The following is a 17,816-nucleotide window of genomic DNA, read 5'->3' on the forward strand; positions in this document are numbered from 1 at the left end:
GACTTTTCTTCCTTGAGAATTTCCAGGACAATGCGCGCCTTTTCTTCGGGTGTAAACTTGCGTCTGCTGGTCGACATACAACTAAGAAACTCCTTTTTTGCTGTCTAGTTTCTATGTAGCATTATAAAAGACGCAAAAACCTCACCTGGATATAGGTGAAATTTTTGCGTCCTACGCTTTACGTTATTTCGTATTTTTCGAGATAATTATACGATTCAACGTTGAAGTTTGACAACCTTCGTTTCACAAAAACATACGTTGAAGAATAGCGCTATAGTTTCAAATTTTAGGTGAAGATGCAAGACGAAATTAGATAGGGGGTACTACTCTTACCCTTGCTCTGCGCAAATAAATAATTTGAGGAGACGTGATTAAATTCACAATCAGGCATCACACTATCAAATCATTGATATATCAGCATAAATCATGACTCGTACCTCTCTCAATACATCCTCATTTTGTGGAAAGAAAACGTGGAAAGATGGACTTTTCACACAAAGCTTAGTATTAAAAGCAATTGTTCCACATTTCTTCTTTCCACGTTTGAATTAAATGAGCAGTATCAGAGCCATGCTCAAATTGATTTGAATGGCCATGTAAAACAAAGCGATCCAACCAAATTAACCACTTTTGACATTAATGGGTGAGCCCATTTTTCCCATGATTGTCGTGTTCAAATATTAATACATACTGGCTTCTCATGGCTAAGGTAGATCTGGGAGTTTCGCATAATGGGTTTAACTAAATTCTCATGATTTCTGAAGATCCATGGCTGCAGCGGAATCAAAAGAAGTGTTGAAGTGTTCTGACCAGAGCGGTACCTGGATAATGAATCGGAATGATGGGTTCGGAGAGTCAACGAGTTCAATTGTAAATGCAGATATGAGAGGGATCAGTAGATATTTTAATCTCATCTGGCTTATGGTTCTATATGAACCACTTAAAAGGTTCATATAGAACCAATAAAAAGCCCTCATAAGAGAGGGCAATGTTTTACAGATCTTCAATTGATATACGTTTCTTCGGCGCCGGTTGTACATCTCCAAGCTCGAGCTCGTCCAAGGTAATTCGCTTCTTCTGCGAAGTTGCTGCTGCTTGTGAGAATACATCATCGAACCCAGTTAATTTTGAATTCGTTTGACGTGCTGCAGCCTCTAGCTGCTCCCGACGTTCTTTTTCTTGTTGATATCTCTGCATCAACGTATCTAGTAACGTTTCGGGGAGTGAAGGTGTGACGGACATCCCTAACACATAAGAAGTATTATCGTTTATTGAGTTGGACTCCAACACAGCTGTATGCAATACTGGGGGGCGCCCAAGCAATTCATTTGTGGTTGGTTTGATGCTATCGATGCTCGCAGCAGAAAGCTTACGGCGCGGGCCGGTGATAACAGCAATTCCTCCAGCTAGCGATTTCGCAACTTCAAGTGAGGCAAATACTTCATTTTGTTTAAAGAGACTGTCTATTGTAAGAGGAACATTGAGCTCTTCCTGATTATGTATTTCTGCTCGATTAATTGTCATCCATCCTGGAGTCGAGAAGATTTCAACCAGCTCGGTATAATCCATTGCTACTTGTCCGCCAAGAAGAGGAATACAAAGAGCTTCAAAAAGAGTACGAGCAACGATCACATTGCTATAGTCCAATGCAGAAAGAGTTCGCTGTTGATGGACTAACGGTTGCTCCCGTTCATAAAAATTGCGCATAAATTCATTATCTACTGGCAAGACTGTACCGATCTTCTTATTGTCAATGAAGTCCTGGAGCACCTTTATTCCGGATAGAGTATTTCTCCAAATCTCCGGGTTTGCCTCATCTCTCGATGGGATGCTTGCTACTACCATGATAGTTGCATTACCGCGTTCTGTACGCATCGATGCCATATCGCGTACTTTACTGATCCATTCCAGGGCAGTCAATAAGGAGCCGTTACCTGTACCGCCTCCAAGCGCAACTTTAACAATAAGGAAATCGGCATCCTGAGTTTCTAATGCAAGCTTTTTAAACTCCTGAACATTCTTTTGTGCGATCATATGGCCGATCCCTGCATTTTTAGCCGTACCCTCAAGTTTCCCCCTTTCTGGGTCGGTTAACAGAATTTTCCGACCATCATCGATCCAATTCTGTTCGGACCAATCACTTGATGCGGAGTTAACCATCCATGAATCGAAGCCGAAACGGGCCAGTTCTGCGCCCAAACGACCTCCGCCTTGACCGAGCGTAATGATTTGAAGATCAAGCATATCTTTCAGTCGAGCTTCAGCTTCGGATCCGCCTTTTGCAAATGGAGCAAGTTGGCTATAAATAGCACCGAGTTTCATATCTCGGAAAGAGAATTTCAATGGCAAAGGGATTCCTCCTAAATATTATTAGAATGGATTATAGCACATCTATATTTTTATGGAATGCTTCGGGATCTTTCGAATTGCTCATACTGCTCGTCCGTTAATTTTTTAAATGACTCTGGAGGCAACGGCGGAGGATCTAGTTCATTGAGTATGTATTCGACGAGCTGCACCCCTCGGGCTGTTGGGAAATACGGAGTACTCGCCCCATAGCCATTTTTAGCACGGACGCAGACAATGAATTTAGTAGCCTCCAATATTAGAAAGGCGTTGTCGTATCTTCTTCGTTTGGTGTTCCAATCTGGTAAATATGCCTTTAGAAACCCATGTTCCCGAAAACGAATTACTTGTTGGAAAACATAAAGAACATCATTATCCTCTAGATTTGTAGCCAATAATGCTAATGTTGCATCATCGTACTGGTGTGTATCTGCCGGCGACAGCATATTCGAATGCAAGACCCTCCCCCCAAAAAATACGGTTCATTAAGAACCATTATACTCGAAATAACCTCAATTTGCCATCATTTTATATGGTTCTTATAGAACCATTGCTTTACGAAACCTTGATATTTCAGGGTTTATTATTGGTTCTTTAAGAACCATATGATTAAACTTCACTTACTACAACAAAAAAAGAAGTGGCCACTCCCATTTCTGGGGGCGCCACTTCTTATTTTTCTTCATCTTCGGCCTTCAGTCGCTCATATATATAGTTCTCAATAAACTCTTCACGATCTGAGCTCTTCCCAAACATCCTCTTCAGTACTGATGTTTGACTATCCCATTGTTTGAAAGCTTCAAGCTTTAATTGTCTATACCGCTCCATCTTTTCAAATGTGTCCGTTCCGCGCGATGATGCATCATTTATTCTATCTTCGAGCCTAGATAAGTGTCCTCCTTCACCGAAAAGCTCCTTAGTGGAACCTTCAATGCTTCCAACAACACCAGTCAAAGCTTGATGCTCATTTTTTAGAGACTCAAACTCCTCTTTCAGGCGCGCATGATTTTCATTCGCTACCTCCAGCTCGCCATACATATTTTCATGTTCATCCTTTAAGCTGCGGTAATTATCGTCCAGGGATTGATATCGCTTTTCCATCCTCAGCATTGCAGAAAATACTATATTCTTTAGCGTTTCCATGTCTTTAACTTGTGACAATGAACCATTCGCCACTAAATCAATTACATTTTCATCGGAGACTTTTGGAGCGTTCATAATAAGACCGGTTGCTAATGACTTAATATATTTTTGCTGATGGTTTAATACAAAACGTAAAATGGCCACTATTTTTGCCTGAACTATGCTATAAACGGTCCATACCCAATTCCTACTAGGTTTATCGAGGTTGAAGTAAAAGATAAGGTTATCTTCGTCCTTTTCGTTAAGCCACCATCTCACTCTATTCTCATTAATATATGATTCCCCTTTTATTGCATCATAGAAATAAGGATATTTGCTGAGGATTTCCACAACATCCTTCGTACTGTAGAGCTTTGCCGGATCCAGTGACATGATATCTGGAGATAATAGATCGTATTCCTTTGGAACATGACTGTACAAGCTATCATTTTGGATTGCTTGCCTCAATTCTGATGTGCGCCGTTCTTGGTCCGAAATCGCTTCAGCAGATCCCAATTCCAATATAACCTCTTTTCTTTCATGCTCGTTCACTCTACATTCCTCCCATACAGAATGGCTGTTCATTGATGCTCATGGATGATTTCAATTTATTAATAACCCATCAACCTTAGCGCTTAACACTAAAAAACTCCCACGAAATCATGTCATGTCAGTTCATTCTACACCCCTCCATTACAGAATGGCTATTCATTGATACTCATGGATGATTTCAATTTACTAATAACCCATCAGTCTTAGCGCTTAACTCCAAAAATTCTCCCATGAAATCACGTTTGCTGTTCTTGACCAAATACAAATTAATGCATAACTCACTTAATTATATATTGGATATTAATTGTTAACTACAAATTATAGATTACTCAATATCATTTTACGTTTGATTTTCATGGGTATTTTAGATTTACAAAAAACTTATTCTTGTTTTATCATTGCCAATCATGGCTAACTCATAATTTCATCATTTCGCAATACTCAATCATGGTTTTAACTAGAAATTAGAATAACACATATTGGCCATTAATGGGTAGTAGCCAACTATGCCAAGTTGTGAGAAGAGGGGAACCCACTAAGGGCGGCGATACCATCCATATAACCATTCATTCTAGAATGAATATTTGATGTTCTGTGAAACTAATGTTGGAAAGGGCCACTAAATACGGATCATTTGCAGTAGGGGCAGAACTGTTGCAGAACTATGAGACTTGCAATAGGGGAGAGAGGCCATGTTTGCCTGTGAGACGTAGCCATATTCGACGGTTCGATGACCAGTCGGAACATCCAGGCAGGGGAGGGGGGGGAAAGGGACAATAGCTAATGTCTCTATGTTTGGGAAGACAGCACGCACGCAAAGTGTTGCAAGTTGCTAGAGAATGTGAGGCGGGCAATCTATCAGAAGAATGACGGGACCTTCGGGCCCGCCACTTCGCGAACAGGGCCTGGTTCAAGTGCCAGCCGTAAAACAGCCACTTCAGGACGGAATCGTTCTGCATGGTGAGGCCCCCCCACGACACGTTGCCGGCCGACTGCAGGCAAAGGACCTTGGGGATAATGGGGGCCAATGCAAACGACAGCAACGGGGACACCATATAAGGCTCACACGGTCATCTCGTCAGGTCTCTCCGGCATGAGGTCCGCGCGTGACGCGGCGGTCGGTGGACGTGACGATGAACACGCGTGGACGCTCGAACAGTTCGGCTGCGCCTGCTCTGCGGCCTACATTCCAGCGAGCGAGGTGGACACTGGTTACGGAGCGGTCTTTCTCTCTCGACGCTTGGTGCGTGCCCGGGATCCAGGCCCTCCATGTCGCGGCGATGTCAGTCCAGATGGGTTAGTCCGGCTCTCGTGATCACGTCCGACGCCTTACCAGCTCAAGTTCATCGTGACCGGAATCAGGCGCAGTCCAGCATCGACTTCGCGCCGCACCTCGACGCGGAAGCCGACACGGAGGCGGGTGCGAGTCTGCTAAAACGACGCGTCAACCGGGTGGCCGCTCCTCTCGTGCTGCTGACCATCATCAGGACGTTGATGGTGGGGTTCGTTCAAATGGTCGCCACGCCGTGCACCAACATCCAGCCCACGAGCACGGCGAGTCGCCGCGAGCTTCTATTACGCGATCGGAGTACGGCTACCACTCGGGGGCAGGGACGATGGCCGACGTAGCAAAGACGACTAAGACGTAGCGGCGGCGGTGGGGGCCGAGGCTGGACTCCGACATGGCATCACCCGCTTTCTCCATGGTGTTGGCTTCCGCCTGAGGGTAGTGCCCGGCGGTCACGTCCATGGTGACGGGCACTGTCGGGACCGGTGCCTTGGCGATGCCTTGGATGCCGGGATCGACACACATGGGGACCTACTTGACCAGGACGAACAAGCACACGCTCTCCCGCGAAGGTAGGTAGGCATAACGGCGGGCGTTGAACGCGCTGAAGCCGGACCATTCCGGGACACGAGCGACATCCGCTCGGTGGCCAGCATGGACACGATTCCGCTGCGCGTTGGTAGCGCTTCTCAGATGTAGGTCAGCAGGAGCCTGATGGGGTCTGGTCGAGGAACAGCTGGTAGACCCATTCCGCAAAGGTGCGGACCATCAAGAGGGCAAGGTGGTTGACGGGGGGAGGGACGTGGCCATGTTGCCAGTGAGGCGGGGCGGCGTGAAGGCTAAGGCGGTGGACACGGACAGTCTCGGCGGTGGCGGGTTGAATTGGTCACCGTTGCGCTTCTAAGTAAATAGGTGAAGGCAGCTCCATCCGGAACACTAATCAATGGAAACCCGGGACGCCGCAAAGTCAGTGAGTTCTTACGTCGGGCGCTAACGCCCGCCAGCCACTTGGGAGAAGTAGACGGGTGCCACGCCGCCTATTTCGGCCTGCTACCCCTCTCATCGCGAGTGGGTCTCCGAATCGTTCGAGCCGGGTTCCCGGTACCGTCGGATGTCCCGCAGCCTCAGACCAGACTGACGCCCACCAGTGGTCCGGAGCGGCCGGTCGTGGCGGCGGGACAGACACGAGCTGCCTTGAACCGCGGTGCCAAGATGTCGGAAAGAAGGTGCTCAATGACAAGCGGAGGGACAACTCCGCTCGCAAACGGTATTATTAGGGAAGCCAGATCCGTGCCACGAAGAAAAATGGTGTATTGAACGTCACCAATGGATTACTGAGTAGCCATAACGGTTCGCAAGTGGCGTTGGCTGCAGAAAAGCTACTTTAGTCTATGTCTTTATTATCCTATTACTACGTATATTTTTTGTCTTCGATTTCCGGTCAATCGGAAAGGAAAGGAGAAGGGGGAGCTTGCATTATAATTTGCCAGCGAAATAATAAAAGGTCATTGCGTGTGACCAGATAGCATCACCACACAACGACCGTTCATTTCAGTTCGGTTCCATCCTGATATTTTGGATATACCATACTTTTGCTGGAGGACTAGATTCTGTGTTGATTAATTCTACTAGTTCGAAAGAATAATTTGTTTTATTTCCGTTTGTTAGAGTGACTGAAAGTTTAGAAGGAAGGGGAGAATAGTTAATGCTAGGGATATCGACACTATACTTATGCAATTCTCCCTTGTCCCACAATCGTACGAGCTCATAAAAATCGTTCTTTAAATCTTTTGAATGAGTTATCAAATAATTAGGTTCAAGAAGTGATACGGCTTGATCTAGTTCACCCGAGTTTAGGCTTACGACGAACAAACTTATTATTTCTTCGGGTTTTTTACTTATTGGTTTCCCGACATATGGCTCATCAGGAACAGAGCTCCCGGAATAGGATGTAGGAGGGGAAGGGGCTTGTTTTTCAGGTAAGGTGGACATACGGCCGTAAATAAATATACCCAAAATCAATAGTATCCACAGCAATATTCCGCAAGCCGCCCAACTTTTCCAAGTAATATTCTTCACCGCCCGCTCGGTAAACTAATATGTTTTAATGGATTGTCATACTGACCATCCTTCAACACACCTAAATGCAAATGAATTCCCGTCGATCTCCCTGTACTCCCCATGATACCGATGACCGTTCCGGCTTTTACTTGCTTTCTTGCCGAAATACCATCTTCAATACTCTTAAGATGACCATAGACAGTCGTAACCCCATTAGAGTGTCGAATATAAACAGCATTTCCGTAACCACTAACTTCACCTGCTACAGTCACCTCGCCATCCGCTACTGCAAAGATCGGTTGGGGGCGATCATCCATTTTGCCATCTATGATTGGTCTGCCAATATCGAGCCCGTTGTGAAAATCAATCTGGCCGGTGAATGGGTCAACTCTTTTATAGAATCCAGAAGTTATACGAGTGGATATCGTCGGCCAGATCCAGTTACCCGACCCGGTCTGAGGCTGCTCGCCCCACCATCCATCTCCTCCAGTAACAGAACCATAGATTCCTTCATATCCGTCTAAAAAGCTTTCTTTGTTGGCCCGAACCACATCGACTAGCAGCTTAAAATCTTGATTCGTGAATTTCAAGCTTTTGAGAGTATTGTCAAACTTGGAAAAGTCGATTTCGGACGTTTGGTTGTCCAGCACCCATACGGTTGATTCCGAAGTATCATCGCCTGACGAGCTCGAAGTAGTTTCCTGACGATAGGTAAAGGTTTCAATCCTATTCCACGTATACGCTTTAGTAATTAATTGTCTATCCACGTCCCAACTTGACTCAGATACTTCTTCCTTTGGCTCATTCTCCCCTTGCATAAAGGTTTTCGTTACTGTACGAGAATAATAGTGGTCGGTGAAGGTTTTCATTTCAATATCCGGTTTTAAATTACTAACTAGACTGCCAGGATTGATTTCCCATAGTTTTTTCTTTTCTTTAACAATTCTCTGATTGTCAATAAATTGTACAAGCAATTGGGGAGGCCGGTATTCAGAATAATCCGTTGAGTTCGTAACGGCTAGATCATACTCGGCTCTCAGTTGATCTGGCGTTTTGGGGGAGCCGCTTTTGGATGAGAACCAACCAAAGGACGGAAACACATACATCAAGGCCCCCCCGACGAAAACAATTATCAAAAGAATCAAAAAGCCTTTCAGGCCAAGCGCGCCGGCCACGGCCAGTAACATCTTCCCGACCAGCGCGAGGCCTTTACCAATAGCGATAAGTGCCTTTTTTCCAAGTTTAATTAATAGTTTTCTGACTTGCTTCTTTGCGTAGTTTTTTGCTATTTGTTTGGCTTTATCGGCTACCGCGGAGCTCATATGATATCACCAGTAAAATCTTTAGAGGAAACAGATTTTTTCCTCCGGATATCTACGTGATTCATCGGATTACGCTCGATAAAGCTCATTGGATTAACCGTCTTACCTTCAAATTTTACATTATTCCCTTCAGAGTCGAAGGAGAATGCTGGCTTATCTTCCTCAACATCCCTTCCAGCAATTGTTTTTATCGTTGTCGCAGGCTTAAGCCTAAAAACCCCATCTTGTTTGCTGACATGATATTCTTTTATCGCTTGCTGTCCTTTTACTAGAGAAATGTTGCCGCGACCTACGTTAGATATCCGATCGTACTCACCGTTATCTGCTTTTCGTGCAAGCCAGGAACCGTCCTGTGTTTCGACAGTATAAATTTGTTCTCCTTCTGCAAAAGATCCTGCAGAACTTGTTATGCCACTGAATTTGCTTGTCGCAAAATCGGCTCCCATATCATATCCACCGCGGCCAAACATCATTGCCCCAGCTACGCCGCCCGCTTGTTCAGCTGCAGCTCGGCGATAAATTGGATCGTTAGAAAATTGTTTAGAGGGGAGGACGGTTCGGCCGGCACCGACGATTCCACTTGCAAATCCAACCATATTCCTTTGAAATGGCTTGAGCTCTTTACCATCGTCCTCTAATTCAGATATCATTCTTTGATACGAGTCTTTGGTCTTGTTCATCCATCGGCTGCCAAGACCATAAGCACCCGATCCCATTCGAAATCCTGCCGAGTCGCCAACCGATGCAAAACCTTCAGCAAAAGCGGTTTGACCCATAACACCAAGTCCGACACCAGCAGAAGAACCCGACATTCGCATTAAGCCCCTACCAAATCCAGAAGCGATCGTCGCATAACCTTGTAAACGAGCTTGATGATCGGATCTCGCAGGAGACATAGAGTAGGAGTTATCAACACGAGGTCGATAATTTATAGCCCCTCCATACTGTTCTCGAGGTCGAACACTACCTTCTTGGACACCCGTTCCATTTGCATGGCCGCCGGCGCCGCCAGTGTTTCGAGAGCGGATCATAGAACTGCCTTCTCGGATACCCGAACTGATATCCTTATACGCCCGTGCAGCATGAAAAATTGTCCCTGCACCTGCTAGGGTACCGGCAGTGGCAATCATACCAGCACTTTGACTCGTTGCTCCTAGAGCAAATCGTATAGACTCCGAAATAGGGATGAACATGGCCAGTGCCATTATTAATTGCAGCCAACTGATATCCTTGTTCTTGAATAGCCAGAAGAATAGCCAAAACAATGCTGCATGGATGAATTGAGACATGATTTGCGCCCATAATTCTTTCATGCAGTGACCCGTTATTCCTTTAAGCATCGGGAAGAACATAGTTCCAATCCAAAGCGGAGATAGAATAATGAGAGCAGATATCATCAATAGTCTCTGGATGTAGAATGCTTCAAACCAAATCGAAATCCCGATGCTAAAGAAATTGACAATCAATTTTTTGAGGCCATTCATTTCTTTAGCTAAATCACTGACTGTAATCCTTTCGCCAGCTCCAGTCACATTACCGATGAGATCAGCACCGTAATGCGACAAATTTAATGGCATTCGAATATCTCGATCAAGAAGGGAGACACCCATTGCATTCAGTTGAAAGAAGAGACCAACAATTGTAAAAAAGTTCGTAAAAAGCAACAACGCCGTGATGGTTCGTATCCCAACATCGATCACATTTAACTTTAAAGTTGACGATAGGGGAGACAACGAATACTGGACAAATAGTTTAACCAATGCGGCAACAAAGAAACTACCCATGAAAATGCCAAAAATCGTATAACCACGAAAAATGGCATTATTGAATTCTTCTTTCTCATACAGTCCCCAGTATTTGGCTCTACAGTTCTCGCCGTTATTGTCGCAGGACAAGTGTTCCTGGAAAACATGTTGAGCCGGCTCGCTAATTCCCAGGAATGGAGAAAGGATATTGTCAAAGAGTGTTACAAAAATATCTACATACCAGGGGTCGTCCTCATCATTTGCTGCTAAAGCGACCGATGGTGTGAAAATCGAAAAAGCGATAACAAGAAGAAAAATTATGGCCAATACTTTTCTTTTCTTCATAGGTTCACCCCTTAGCCAGCTTCACGTTCAGGATACAACCCGTTTTTGGCTAAGTATTCAGGATCCGTATCTATAAATTTCCGAATCTCATCCGAAACCGTGACTTTTATAAAAGCACTGGATCCTCCGACCCTAAGAATACCTTCACCTCTGCTCTCATCTTCTTCCGATTCCGGAGGCCGTCTGCAGATGATCTCGAGTTCACCTTCAGAGAAGTTAAAGATGGATTTGAGTTTTTCTTTCTCCTCCTTCGAAATGGAACCAATTCGAAGAAACAGGCCACTGGTTGCATTTTTTACGACAGCAATGCCATTTTCATCATCAAGAAAGGGAGCTAAATCCTGCGTAATAATATCGACGCCGCCGTTATATTTCCGACTACGGCGGGCGAGCTCCTCAACGAATTCCATTCCCCCTGGAACTTTCTTCAAACGCCAGCCTTCCTCAGCTTTAATCCGTTTGCGATATCTTCTCAGGGACGGACGTTTAATAAAATACTCCCAACCAAGCATCATAATCGTATGCATGACCAGTTCATAGACATCAGAGCCTTCAACACTTTTTATATTGAAATTTACCCAAGGGATACTATCAAAAATATCATCAACGTTTCTTCCTTCCCCAAAAGAGGTTTGTCCATCAAACAGCTTACCGTCAGGTCTATCTCGCAAATACCCTCGAAGCACTTTTAGCAAACGTTTTGCATCCATATCCGCAATCCCATCAAAGGTCAAAGTATCCAAATTATAGTCTTTCGTACAATTGACAAGGATTTGTTTAAAAATATCCGTTAATGTGAATTCCGGTTTTCGGACTCGTTTATATTGAATTTCGCCGTCTGCAAGTCGAATTGGAGCTTTTTCTTTTTCATAGAGGGACTCCGGGTCCTCAGTGATTCCTTTTTGTGTTATTACATCCGAGATTGCCTGTTTCAAAATTGCTTTTTCTTCTGCCAATAAGCCGTCCAATCCTTCTGATTTGCCCATCAATTTATCATAGAATTTAATTAGCTGACCTTGCTTTGTTCCGATCGGAACAACTACTTTCGTTACTCTCCGCCCATCTTTGAGGGTCACATCAATTTCCTCTTCCGTCATAGCACAAACATTCAAGCAAACGTCTCCGCCTTCACGGACCTCAACCTCGGCTCCTCCCATAAGAACACAAATCGGTCCCATTTCACCATCCGGATCGATACTAAAAATTTTTTGTCCAAGGAGGCGCTGACAACTTGATATGTATTTGTTTGCGAAAGATTTTCCTGATCCCGAAGCGCCCACGATCATACTGGAGTAATTGTCCAAATAGGGTGCGAATACGTTTAGGAACTCCATCGTATAGGTGTGTTGGTTAACACCTAAAGGCACGCCGCCCGAAAAAGGGATCCTCGAGGAATAAAAAGGACTTGCTGCTACGATGGCGGTTCTATCAAAAAAACGACGATCAACGGTATCCGTTAATCGGTTATTGCCAATAGGAAGGGAAGATAACCAGCCGTCACGCTGCCGGTTATACAAGGTCCTCAGATTGTGGTCATTTCCAATTAAATCGTCTTGGATTAACATCCCAATCTGGTCCAGCGTTCTTTCATCGGGTGCAAAAATGGTAAGCACAAGTGTTCCTAACAGTCCATCATTATAACCATCTGATATTTCCTCCAATAAACGATGGGCGTTATCCATTGATTTCTCGGCTTCACGAGCTTCAATATCATTCCCGCTTCGACGCATTTGAATTAAACGCGCGCCCTCGTCGGTAGAAGCCTGCTTATATTTTTTTATGGCCTGGCTTTTCGTGAGTTTGGTATGGTAAAACGTAACGTTTAGTGCTCCCGCGCGGTAAAGAGAATCGAGAGCCCCGGTTATAAGGTTCGTATCACCAAAATCTAATATGAAGGATCGGAAACAATATTCCGATCCCCCACGGTCGCATTGATACCCTCGGTCCTTCGGATGCCGAGGTATATGATGCCCCGTCAGGCCGATCACATCGAGCAGTTCAAGGCGCTTAACATCAAAAGCTTTATCTTCATCAGGTAATGCAGAAAGATCCAGCGCGTTATTGCCTTGAATGGCATTTTTACTTTTAAAATTAAGTAGCTTTTTCAGAATCTTCATTTGTCTCCTCCTCCAAGTACCGGTACGAGTTTCTCGAGTAATCGCTGTTCACAAAAGGGGAGAGGATGCCTTCTTTCTCCATCAATGTTCGAAAATGTTGAAGTTTTCCGTTCTGCTTGTTGAGAGAAAAATAGATAGCTTCGTAAAGATCGACATCAGAACATATTTTGCATCGACCGCCCATACGCTTATAATTCGAACGAATAGTCCCCGCAAGTCGACCAAATTCATTTCGAGCTTTGAGGATAATCGATTGTTCATCGAGCCCGCTTAGATGTTTGTCCGAATATTTAATAGGGACAATAAAATAGCGTTGGTAATCAAACTCGTCGACTGTTTGCTGCCATTGCCTCATGAAAGGGAAAAACATCCCTTGAGCAAATCGTTGTGATGTAGGATCGAGGTCAGGAAACGCCTCTTCATACGGCTTTAACTGATCACCTAGATCTATGGGGCGGGAAGATATGTGCGTGGCCGTCCCCACTTCACGACCAGGTCCAAGAGTCAAAGAAGCGATTAAATGTTCGTATGCATGATCCGTATCTTGCTGCTCGGCGAATGAACGAAGTAAGTAATTGATCGGCTCGCATTTTACGGCTCCGACGAATGTGCGGACTCCCTTTTTATCCTCCTTCAACTCGATTAGATCACCGAAAAATTCTTTGATACCAAGTAGTTCCTTCAGTGTGATTTTTAGTTCTATATCTGTTTTTTTATCATCGACAGCTTCTTTCTTGCTCTTTTTTTTATCAGCATATTTTACAAGCCAGGGAATGAGAGGCTTATCGAGTATCATGCAGTATAGCATCCAACCGACGAAACCTAACCCGATGTACATGAAAATGTCCCAAATCCATTGATTCATTTATCGTTTCCTCCAGACGCCTGCTTGGGTGGAGTTATGGCGAAAATAATAGAATAGATGGCGATCCATATAATAGCCCGTCTGCGGATTTTTAACCAAAGCAAAATAGAGAAATGGCGCCCATATGGGGAGCAAAACAAAGATTAAGATAATCATTCCGAAAAAACCTAAACTATCACTATAGAGGGACTGCACCAGTTGAATATAGATAATTCCGGCCACTGCTATATAAGCAACTTGGCGGTAAGAGAGATTCTTAACGGTTTTCCTTTCTTTTTCCGTATCAAAAGGCATAATGGCCTTCACTAAAACACCCTCCTTAATTAAATCCCCCCCTCCTAGATGGTGGGGGGCAAGTAGCAGTAACTACAGATGATAGTTAATTTTTGATGCTTCTTGTGGAACAGCATATTGCACAGAAACTTCAGAGGAAGTCTTTTGCGAATCTTGGATAATATAATTGGCAATGGCTGGCGCTTTTGCGATTCCATAAATCGAAATCCCTGCAAACAAGACAGCACTTATTCCGATTGCTCGCTTCTGTGCGTTCCCAAGACTCATCCCGACAATGATAAAGCCGATGATAATGCAGGCGACTACGATTAATGCGCCAACGATTCGTATCTTAAAGATAATACTTTCAATGGTGTCGTTGATATCCTCGACAGTACCGGTTCCGTTATCACCGCCGATTGTAGGAATTGTTTTGCTATCAGCGTATGCCGCATTTGTAAAAGCCAAGCACAAAAGCAGAGCGATCGATACAACGATGATAATAGGCATAATGCGATTAATTGGGCGAATGAGATTCATGTTTAACTCCTTTCCGATTAACTCAAGTATTTGAGAATAAGGATTAACAATTAAACCATGCGAGTTTTACCCCCTTTTTTAGCGAAAACAAAAAGACGCAAATAGAACCCTGGTTGGGTACTATTTGCGTCCTTCGCGATCAAACGTATTTAAATTCTATCCATATTCTACATGATTAGTTCCGCAATTGACAAGCCTCAAATAATCACCACTTTACATATCTTGGAGTTTGATTTATTATTATTAGAAAGTAAGGAAATGTAAGGAGGTTTCGAATGCGATACATAACTGGAATATTACTAGCAGCTGGGATTGTCTCAGCTTATCTTTTTATACCAGAAATAAATGAATGGCTTATTCGTATTGGGCTTTTTGAGGATAAAGAGTCATATCGGGAACCGATCTGGTTATATTTCTATATGGTGATTTTTATTACAATCGCGTTAGCAGCAATCTTTGGAACTGGTGTGTTTGTAGGGATTACGTTTCTCGGAAATTCGTGGAAGCGGGAAGTGGAGCTGGCCAGAAAGAAATCTAAGGATCAATACGGCACAACATTTTTGTATTACTTGTTCCTGGACAAAAAATACTATTCAAACTTTGGACAAGATATTCGAAGCTATCCAAAAAGAGTGGTAGAGCATTACGAGAAAATCAATAAAATGACTGGATATGCAGATTCTCATAACAAGAATCAGTACGTCCTTGATCATTACGAATCGTATCGAGCAAAACTTGGATGGCCTCACGTCACACTAGAACAATAAACACCCAGTCGATTTAGATTTAAAGCCTCTACAATAGTACAATAGTAGGGGCTTTCTTTTGATTTTATCAAACGCATTGCTTAGCGTCTGGTTATGTACCTGCCTGCGTTGGGGGCAGTTCGAGACTAACAAAGTGCGTCTTCATCAATGGGGGAGGAGGAACATTTGCACTTTGATGCGGTAGCTATACAACAGCAGTCAAAGTCCTATAGCTGAAAGTGAGAAAAGTAATGATAAACAACCTTTGCGTCCGATTATTTGTCGGACACAAGCCAACATTGCCTGATTTAAACCCGCATATCTTGCGGGTTTTTGTTTTCAATACAACACGACTGCGGTTGGAACGCAATACTCGTTCCCTTCGATGCGCTAAAGTTAAGGTCTGCGCTTCAATGGACCGTCCGGATTCCGGATGGTTTTCTTAGATCGTGCCTGAAAGCGATAAAGCTTCAAAGCGTTGCTTCGAAAATGCGAACTGCGAGTTTCTTTTCCAAGTAAAGTTACCCCTTACGCAGGGGCATGCGGGTTTGGAAAACATGCAACTGTTATCGAACATTCTTGGGGCCCGAATAGGTTGAGGTTGGTCAAGTCGAGTTAGAAAAACGGTTCGAGTGAGAAGAATGAATCACTCTGCCGGTAGTGGGGAAAACGGTTCATTGTGAATGAACGTGGTTATTGAACCGGGACATCGCGGCCCCTATACTAGGAACCAGCCAGGCGGTCCGGCATTCGACAAGCCGCTGGTTCACGAGTGAGGAGGATGCGAAAAATGTTTCAGGACAATCGCGGTTCGGCCCCTATCGGTGAAGGGGCGTGCAGATCGAGAGAAGAAAGCTGCTGTCTGGGCTAGGTATTGCGGGTGCAGCCTTGGCGGCGGAGAGCCTACTTTCGAAGCCGTTGCTCGGCCAGGCGCACGGTATAGGCAGGGGCGTAACGGGAGCTGTATACGGGGAGCATGGGGGCGAACACAGCTGCTGCCCAGGCCGGGACTACGGAGCGAGCGTTAAGGAAGCGAGGTTCGCGGGCGGTGCGAAAGGCGACGGAGCGACGCTGGATGACAGTGCCTTTCTTGCTGCGGAGGCCGAAGCGGACTTCATTTACGTACCGGTAGGGACGTACCGGCTGTCCACGCCGATGATACTGAACGGGGCGAAATGGTATTACGGCCCCGGCGACGGGCATCTCCTTCAAGTTCTGGGCGGTAAACGTCCGTTACCGTCTAAGTATGACGCAGACGAACCTGCGCAGCTTGATGACGATTCTCGGCACAAAGCATAACGCCTCGTTTAACTGGCCGGATCCGCTAGCGACCCCGCGTCCAAACGGAGCGGTCAATATCGGTGCAGGCGCGCTTAGAAGCTTAACGACTGGCAACGGCAATATCGCGATCGGTGACCGTTCGCAAATGTCGAATAAAACCGGCGATTCGAACATTACGATCAGCAGTCAGATACTGTATCGCGCTTCAGCCCCGCAGCGAAACACGCTCGTTGGCATCGTATCGGGGGAACTGGCCACGAGTGCAAACGACAATACGGCGCTCGACTTTTTCTCGCTCGGTAAGCTTCATGAAGGAAATAGCAACACCGCTTTCGGCTCGAATGCAATGGGGGAAACGGGCAATACGAGCTTCTGAGTCGGAATCGGCTATAAAGCGATGGGAAATACCCTTATACCTAGCCGTTAGGCTTAAGAAGTAGGTATTAGAACATATTACATGCAGGAAAATAGTCCCTATTGTCGAATGATGTTAGTGTGAAGTACATCATTTTTCAAAGGGGAACTTTAAATGAATGATAAAGTGAAGGGATTTATAGCCGGTGCAGCTGTAATGAGTTTATTTTCCGGCTCTGTAGCATTTGCCGCCACTAGTACTCAGATCGAAGTATACTTCAAAAATTTAAAGTATATGGTTGATGGAATCGAAAAGAAACCTTCTGAAGGCCAAGGGTTTATTTATGAAGGAACGACTTATGTTCCACTTAGATTCATAGGTGAATCTTTAAGCAAAGATGTTAATTGGGATGGAGAGACTGAGACTATTTGGGTAGGGAAAAGGGACGGTGACTTCAAATATTTAACTGATGTAGAATATGCTCGAGTGGACGGATCTGCTAAGGAAAATCTATATTTTAACGAATGGAAATATCCAGTGGGTTTGAAGTTCTCTGTTGCAGGCAAAAAATATAACAATGGTGTGGGTATTATTCTAGATTACACTATTAGATCGGAAGACAATAAAGGTTCGATTGATTATAACTTAAATGGCGAATATACAACTTTGAGTGGATTAATTGGCATTGATGACTTTACTAAAAACAGTGACAATATGGGTACAGTTATTATTAAAGGAGCCATTCCTGTAATGAAGTAATTTGAGCTTTGAACGAAGAAAGCGCCTCTAGTATACTGGGAAACGTTCCGGCAAGAACAATCCCACTATGAAAAGAGGCACTCACTCATGAAGCATAAG

General features: G+C 44.5%; 13 protein-coding genes. 4 read left to right on the top strand and 9 right to left on the bottom strand.

The annotated features are described in order from the left end of the window. Positions 1–993 precede the first annotated feature (993 nt). The 9 genes from PV433_RS33660 to PV433_RS33700 all read right to left on the bottom strand — a co-directional run bounded on the left by PV433_RS33660 (position 994) and on the right by PV433_RS33700 (position 14,576). On the bottom strand, positions 994–2,349 hold the full coding sequence (locus PV433_RS33660; RefSeq protein ID WP_332076317.1) for a hypothetical protein: 1,356 nt from the start codon (positions 2,347–2,349) through the stop codon (positions 994–996). A gap of 50 nt (positions 2,350–2,399) precedes the next feature. Further along, positions 2,400–2,804 carry a hypothetical protein gene (locus PV433_RS33665; RefSeq protein WP_332076318.1) on the bottom strand — a complete coding sequence of 135 codons (405 nt, stop codon included), beginning with the start codon at positions 2,802–2,804 and terminating at the stop codon, positions 2,400–2,402. Between the two features lie 214 nt (positions 2,805–3,018). Beyond that, the gene (locus PV433_RS33670) at positions 3,019–4,020 is read right to left on the bottom strand and encodes a hypothetical protein (RefSeq protein WP_332076319.1); all 1,002 of its coding nucleotides are present in this window, start codon (positions 4,018–4,020) and stop codon (positions 3,019–3,021) included. A 3,363-nt stretch (positions 4,021–7,383) separates the two neighbouring features. Then, on the bottom strand, positions 7,384–8,691 hold the full coding sequence (locus tag PV433_RS33675) for a M23 family metallopeptidase (RefSeq protein ID WP_332076320.1): 1,308 nt from the start codon (positions 8,689–8,691) through the stop codon (positions 7,384–7,386). Next, on the bottom strand, positions 8,688–10,781 hold the full coding sequence (locus PV433_RS33680) for a hypothetical protein (protein ID WP_332076321.1): 2,094 nt from the start codon (positions 10,779–10,781) through the stop codon (positions 8,688–8,690). The genes PV433_RS33675 and PV433_RS33680 overlap by 4 nt, the downstream gene beginning before the upstream one ends. A gap of 11 nt (positions 10,782–10,792) precedes the next feature. Further along, positions 10,793–12,898 (bottom strand): VirB4 family type IV secretion system protein, encoded by a 2,106-nt coding sequence (locus tag PV433_RS33685; protein ID WP_332076322.1) that lies wholly within the window; start codon positions 12,896–12,898, stop codon positions 10,793–10,795. After that, positions 12,873–13,763: a hypothetical protein gene (locus PV433_RS33690; RefSeq protein WP_332076323.1), complete on the bottom strand. Its 891-nt coding sequence runs from the start codon at positions 13,761–13,763 to the stop codon at positions 12,873–12,875. The genes PV433_RS33685 and PV433_RS33690 overlap by 26 nt, the downstream gene beginning before the upstream one ends. Further along, positions 13,764–14,069, bottom strand: a complete 306-nt coding sequence (locus PV433_RS33695; protein WP_332076324.1) for a PrgI family mobile element protein — start codon at positions 14,067–14,069, stop codon at positions 13,764–13,766. It lies immediately after the preceding gene. 60 nt (positions 14,070–14,129) lie between these two features. Beyond that, a complete protein-coding gene (locus PV433_RS33700) occupies positions 14,130–14,576 on the bottom strand; it encodes a hypothetical protein (protein ID WP_332076325.1) in 447 nt (148 codons plus the stop codon). A gap of 275 nt (positions 14,577–14,851) precedes the next feature. Between PV433_RS33700 and PV433_RS33705 the strand changes: the two genes are divergently transcribed. The 4 genes from PV433_RS33705 (at position 14,852) to PV433_RS33720 (ending at position 17,717) form a co-directional block, all read left to right on the top strand. Next, complete coding sequence (locus PV433_RS33705; protein ID WP_332076326.1) at positions 14,852–15,343, top strand: hypothetical protein; 492 nt, start codon at positions 14,852–14,854, stop codon at positions 15,341–15,343. 813 nt (positions 15,344–16,156) lie between these two features. Then, on the top strand, positions 16,157–16,621 hold the full coding sequence (locus PV433_RS33710; protein ID WP_332076327.1) for a hypothetical protein: 465 nt from the start codon (positions 16,157–16,159) through the stop codon (positions 16,619–16,621). Then, positions 16,593–16,979, top strand: coding sequence for a hypothetical protein (locus PV433_RS33715; RefSeq protein WP_332076328.1), 387 nt, complete (start codon positions 16,593–16,595; stop codon positions 16,977–16,979). Before PV433_RS33710 ends, PV433_RS33715 begins: the two co-directional genes overlap by 29 nt. Positions 16,980–17,132: 153 nt before the next feature. Then, complete coding sequence (locus tag PV433_RS33720) at positions 17,133–17,717, top strand: stalk domain-containing protein (protein ID WP_332076329.1); 585 nt, start codon at positions 17,133–17,135, stop codon at positions 17,715–17,717. The last annotated feature ends 99 nt before the right edge of the window (positions 17,718–17,816 follow it).

The sequence above is a fragment of the Paenibacillus sp. GYB004 genome, from assembly GCF_036577605.1.
Lineage (GTDB): Bacteria > Bacillota > Bacilli > Paenibacillales > NBRC-103111 > Paenibacillus_AB > Paenibacillus_AB oceani.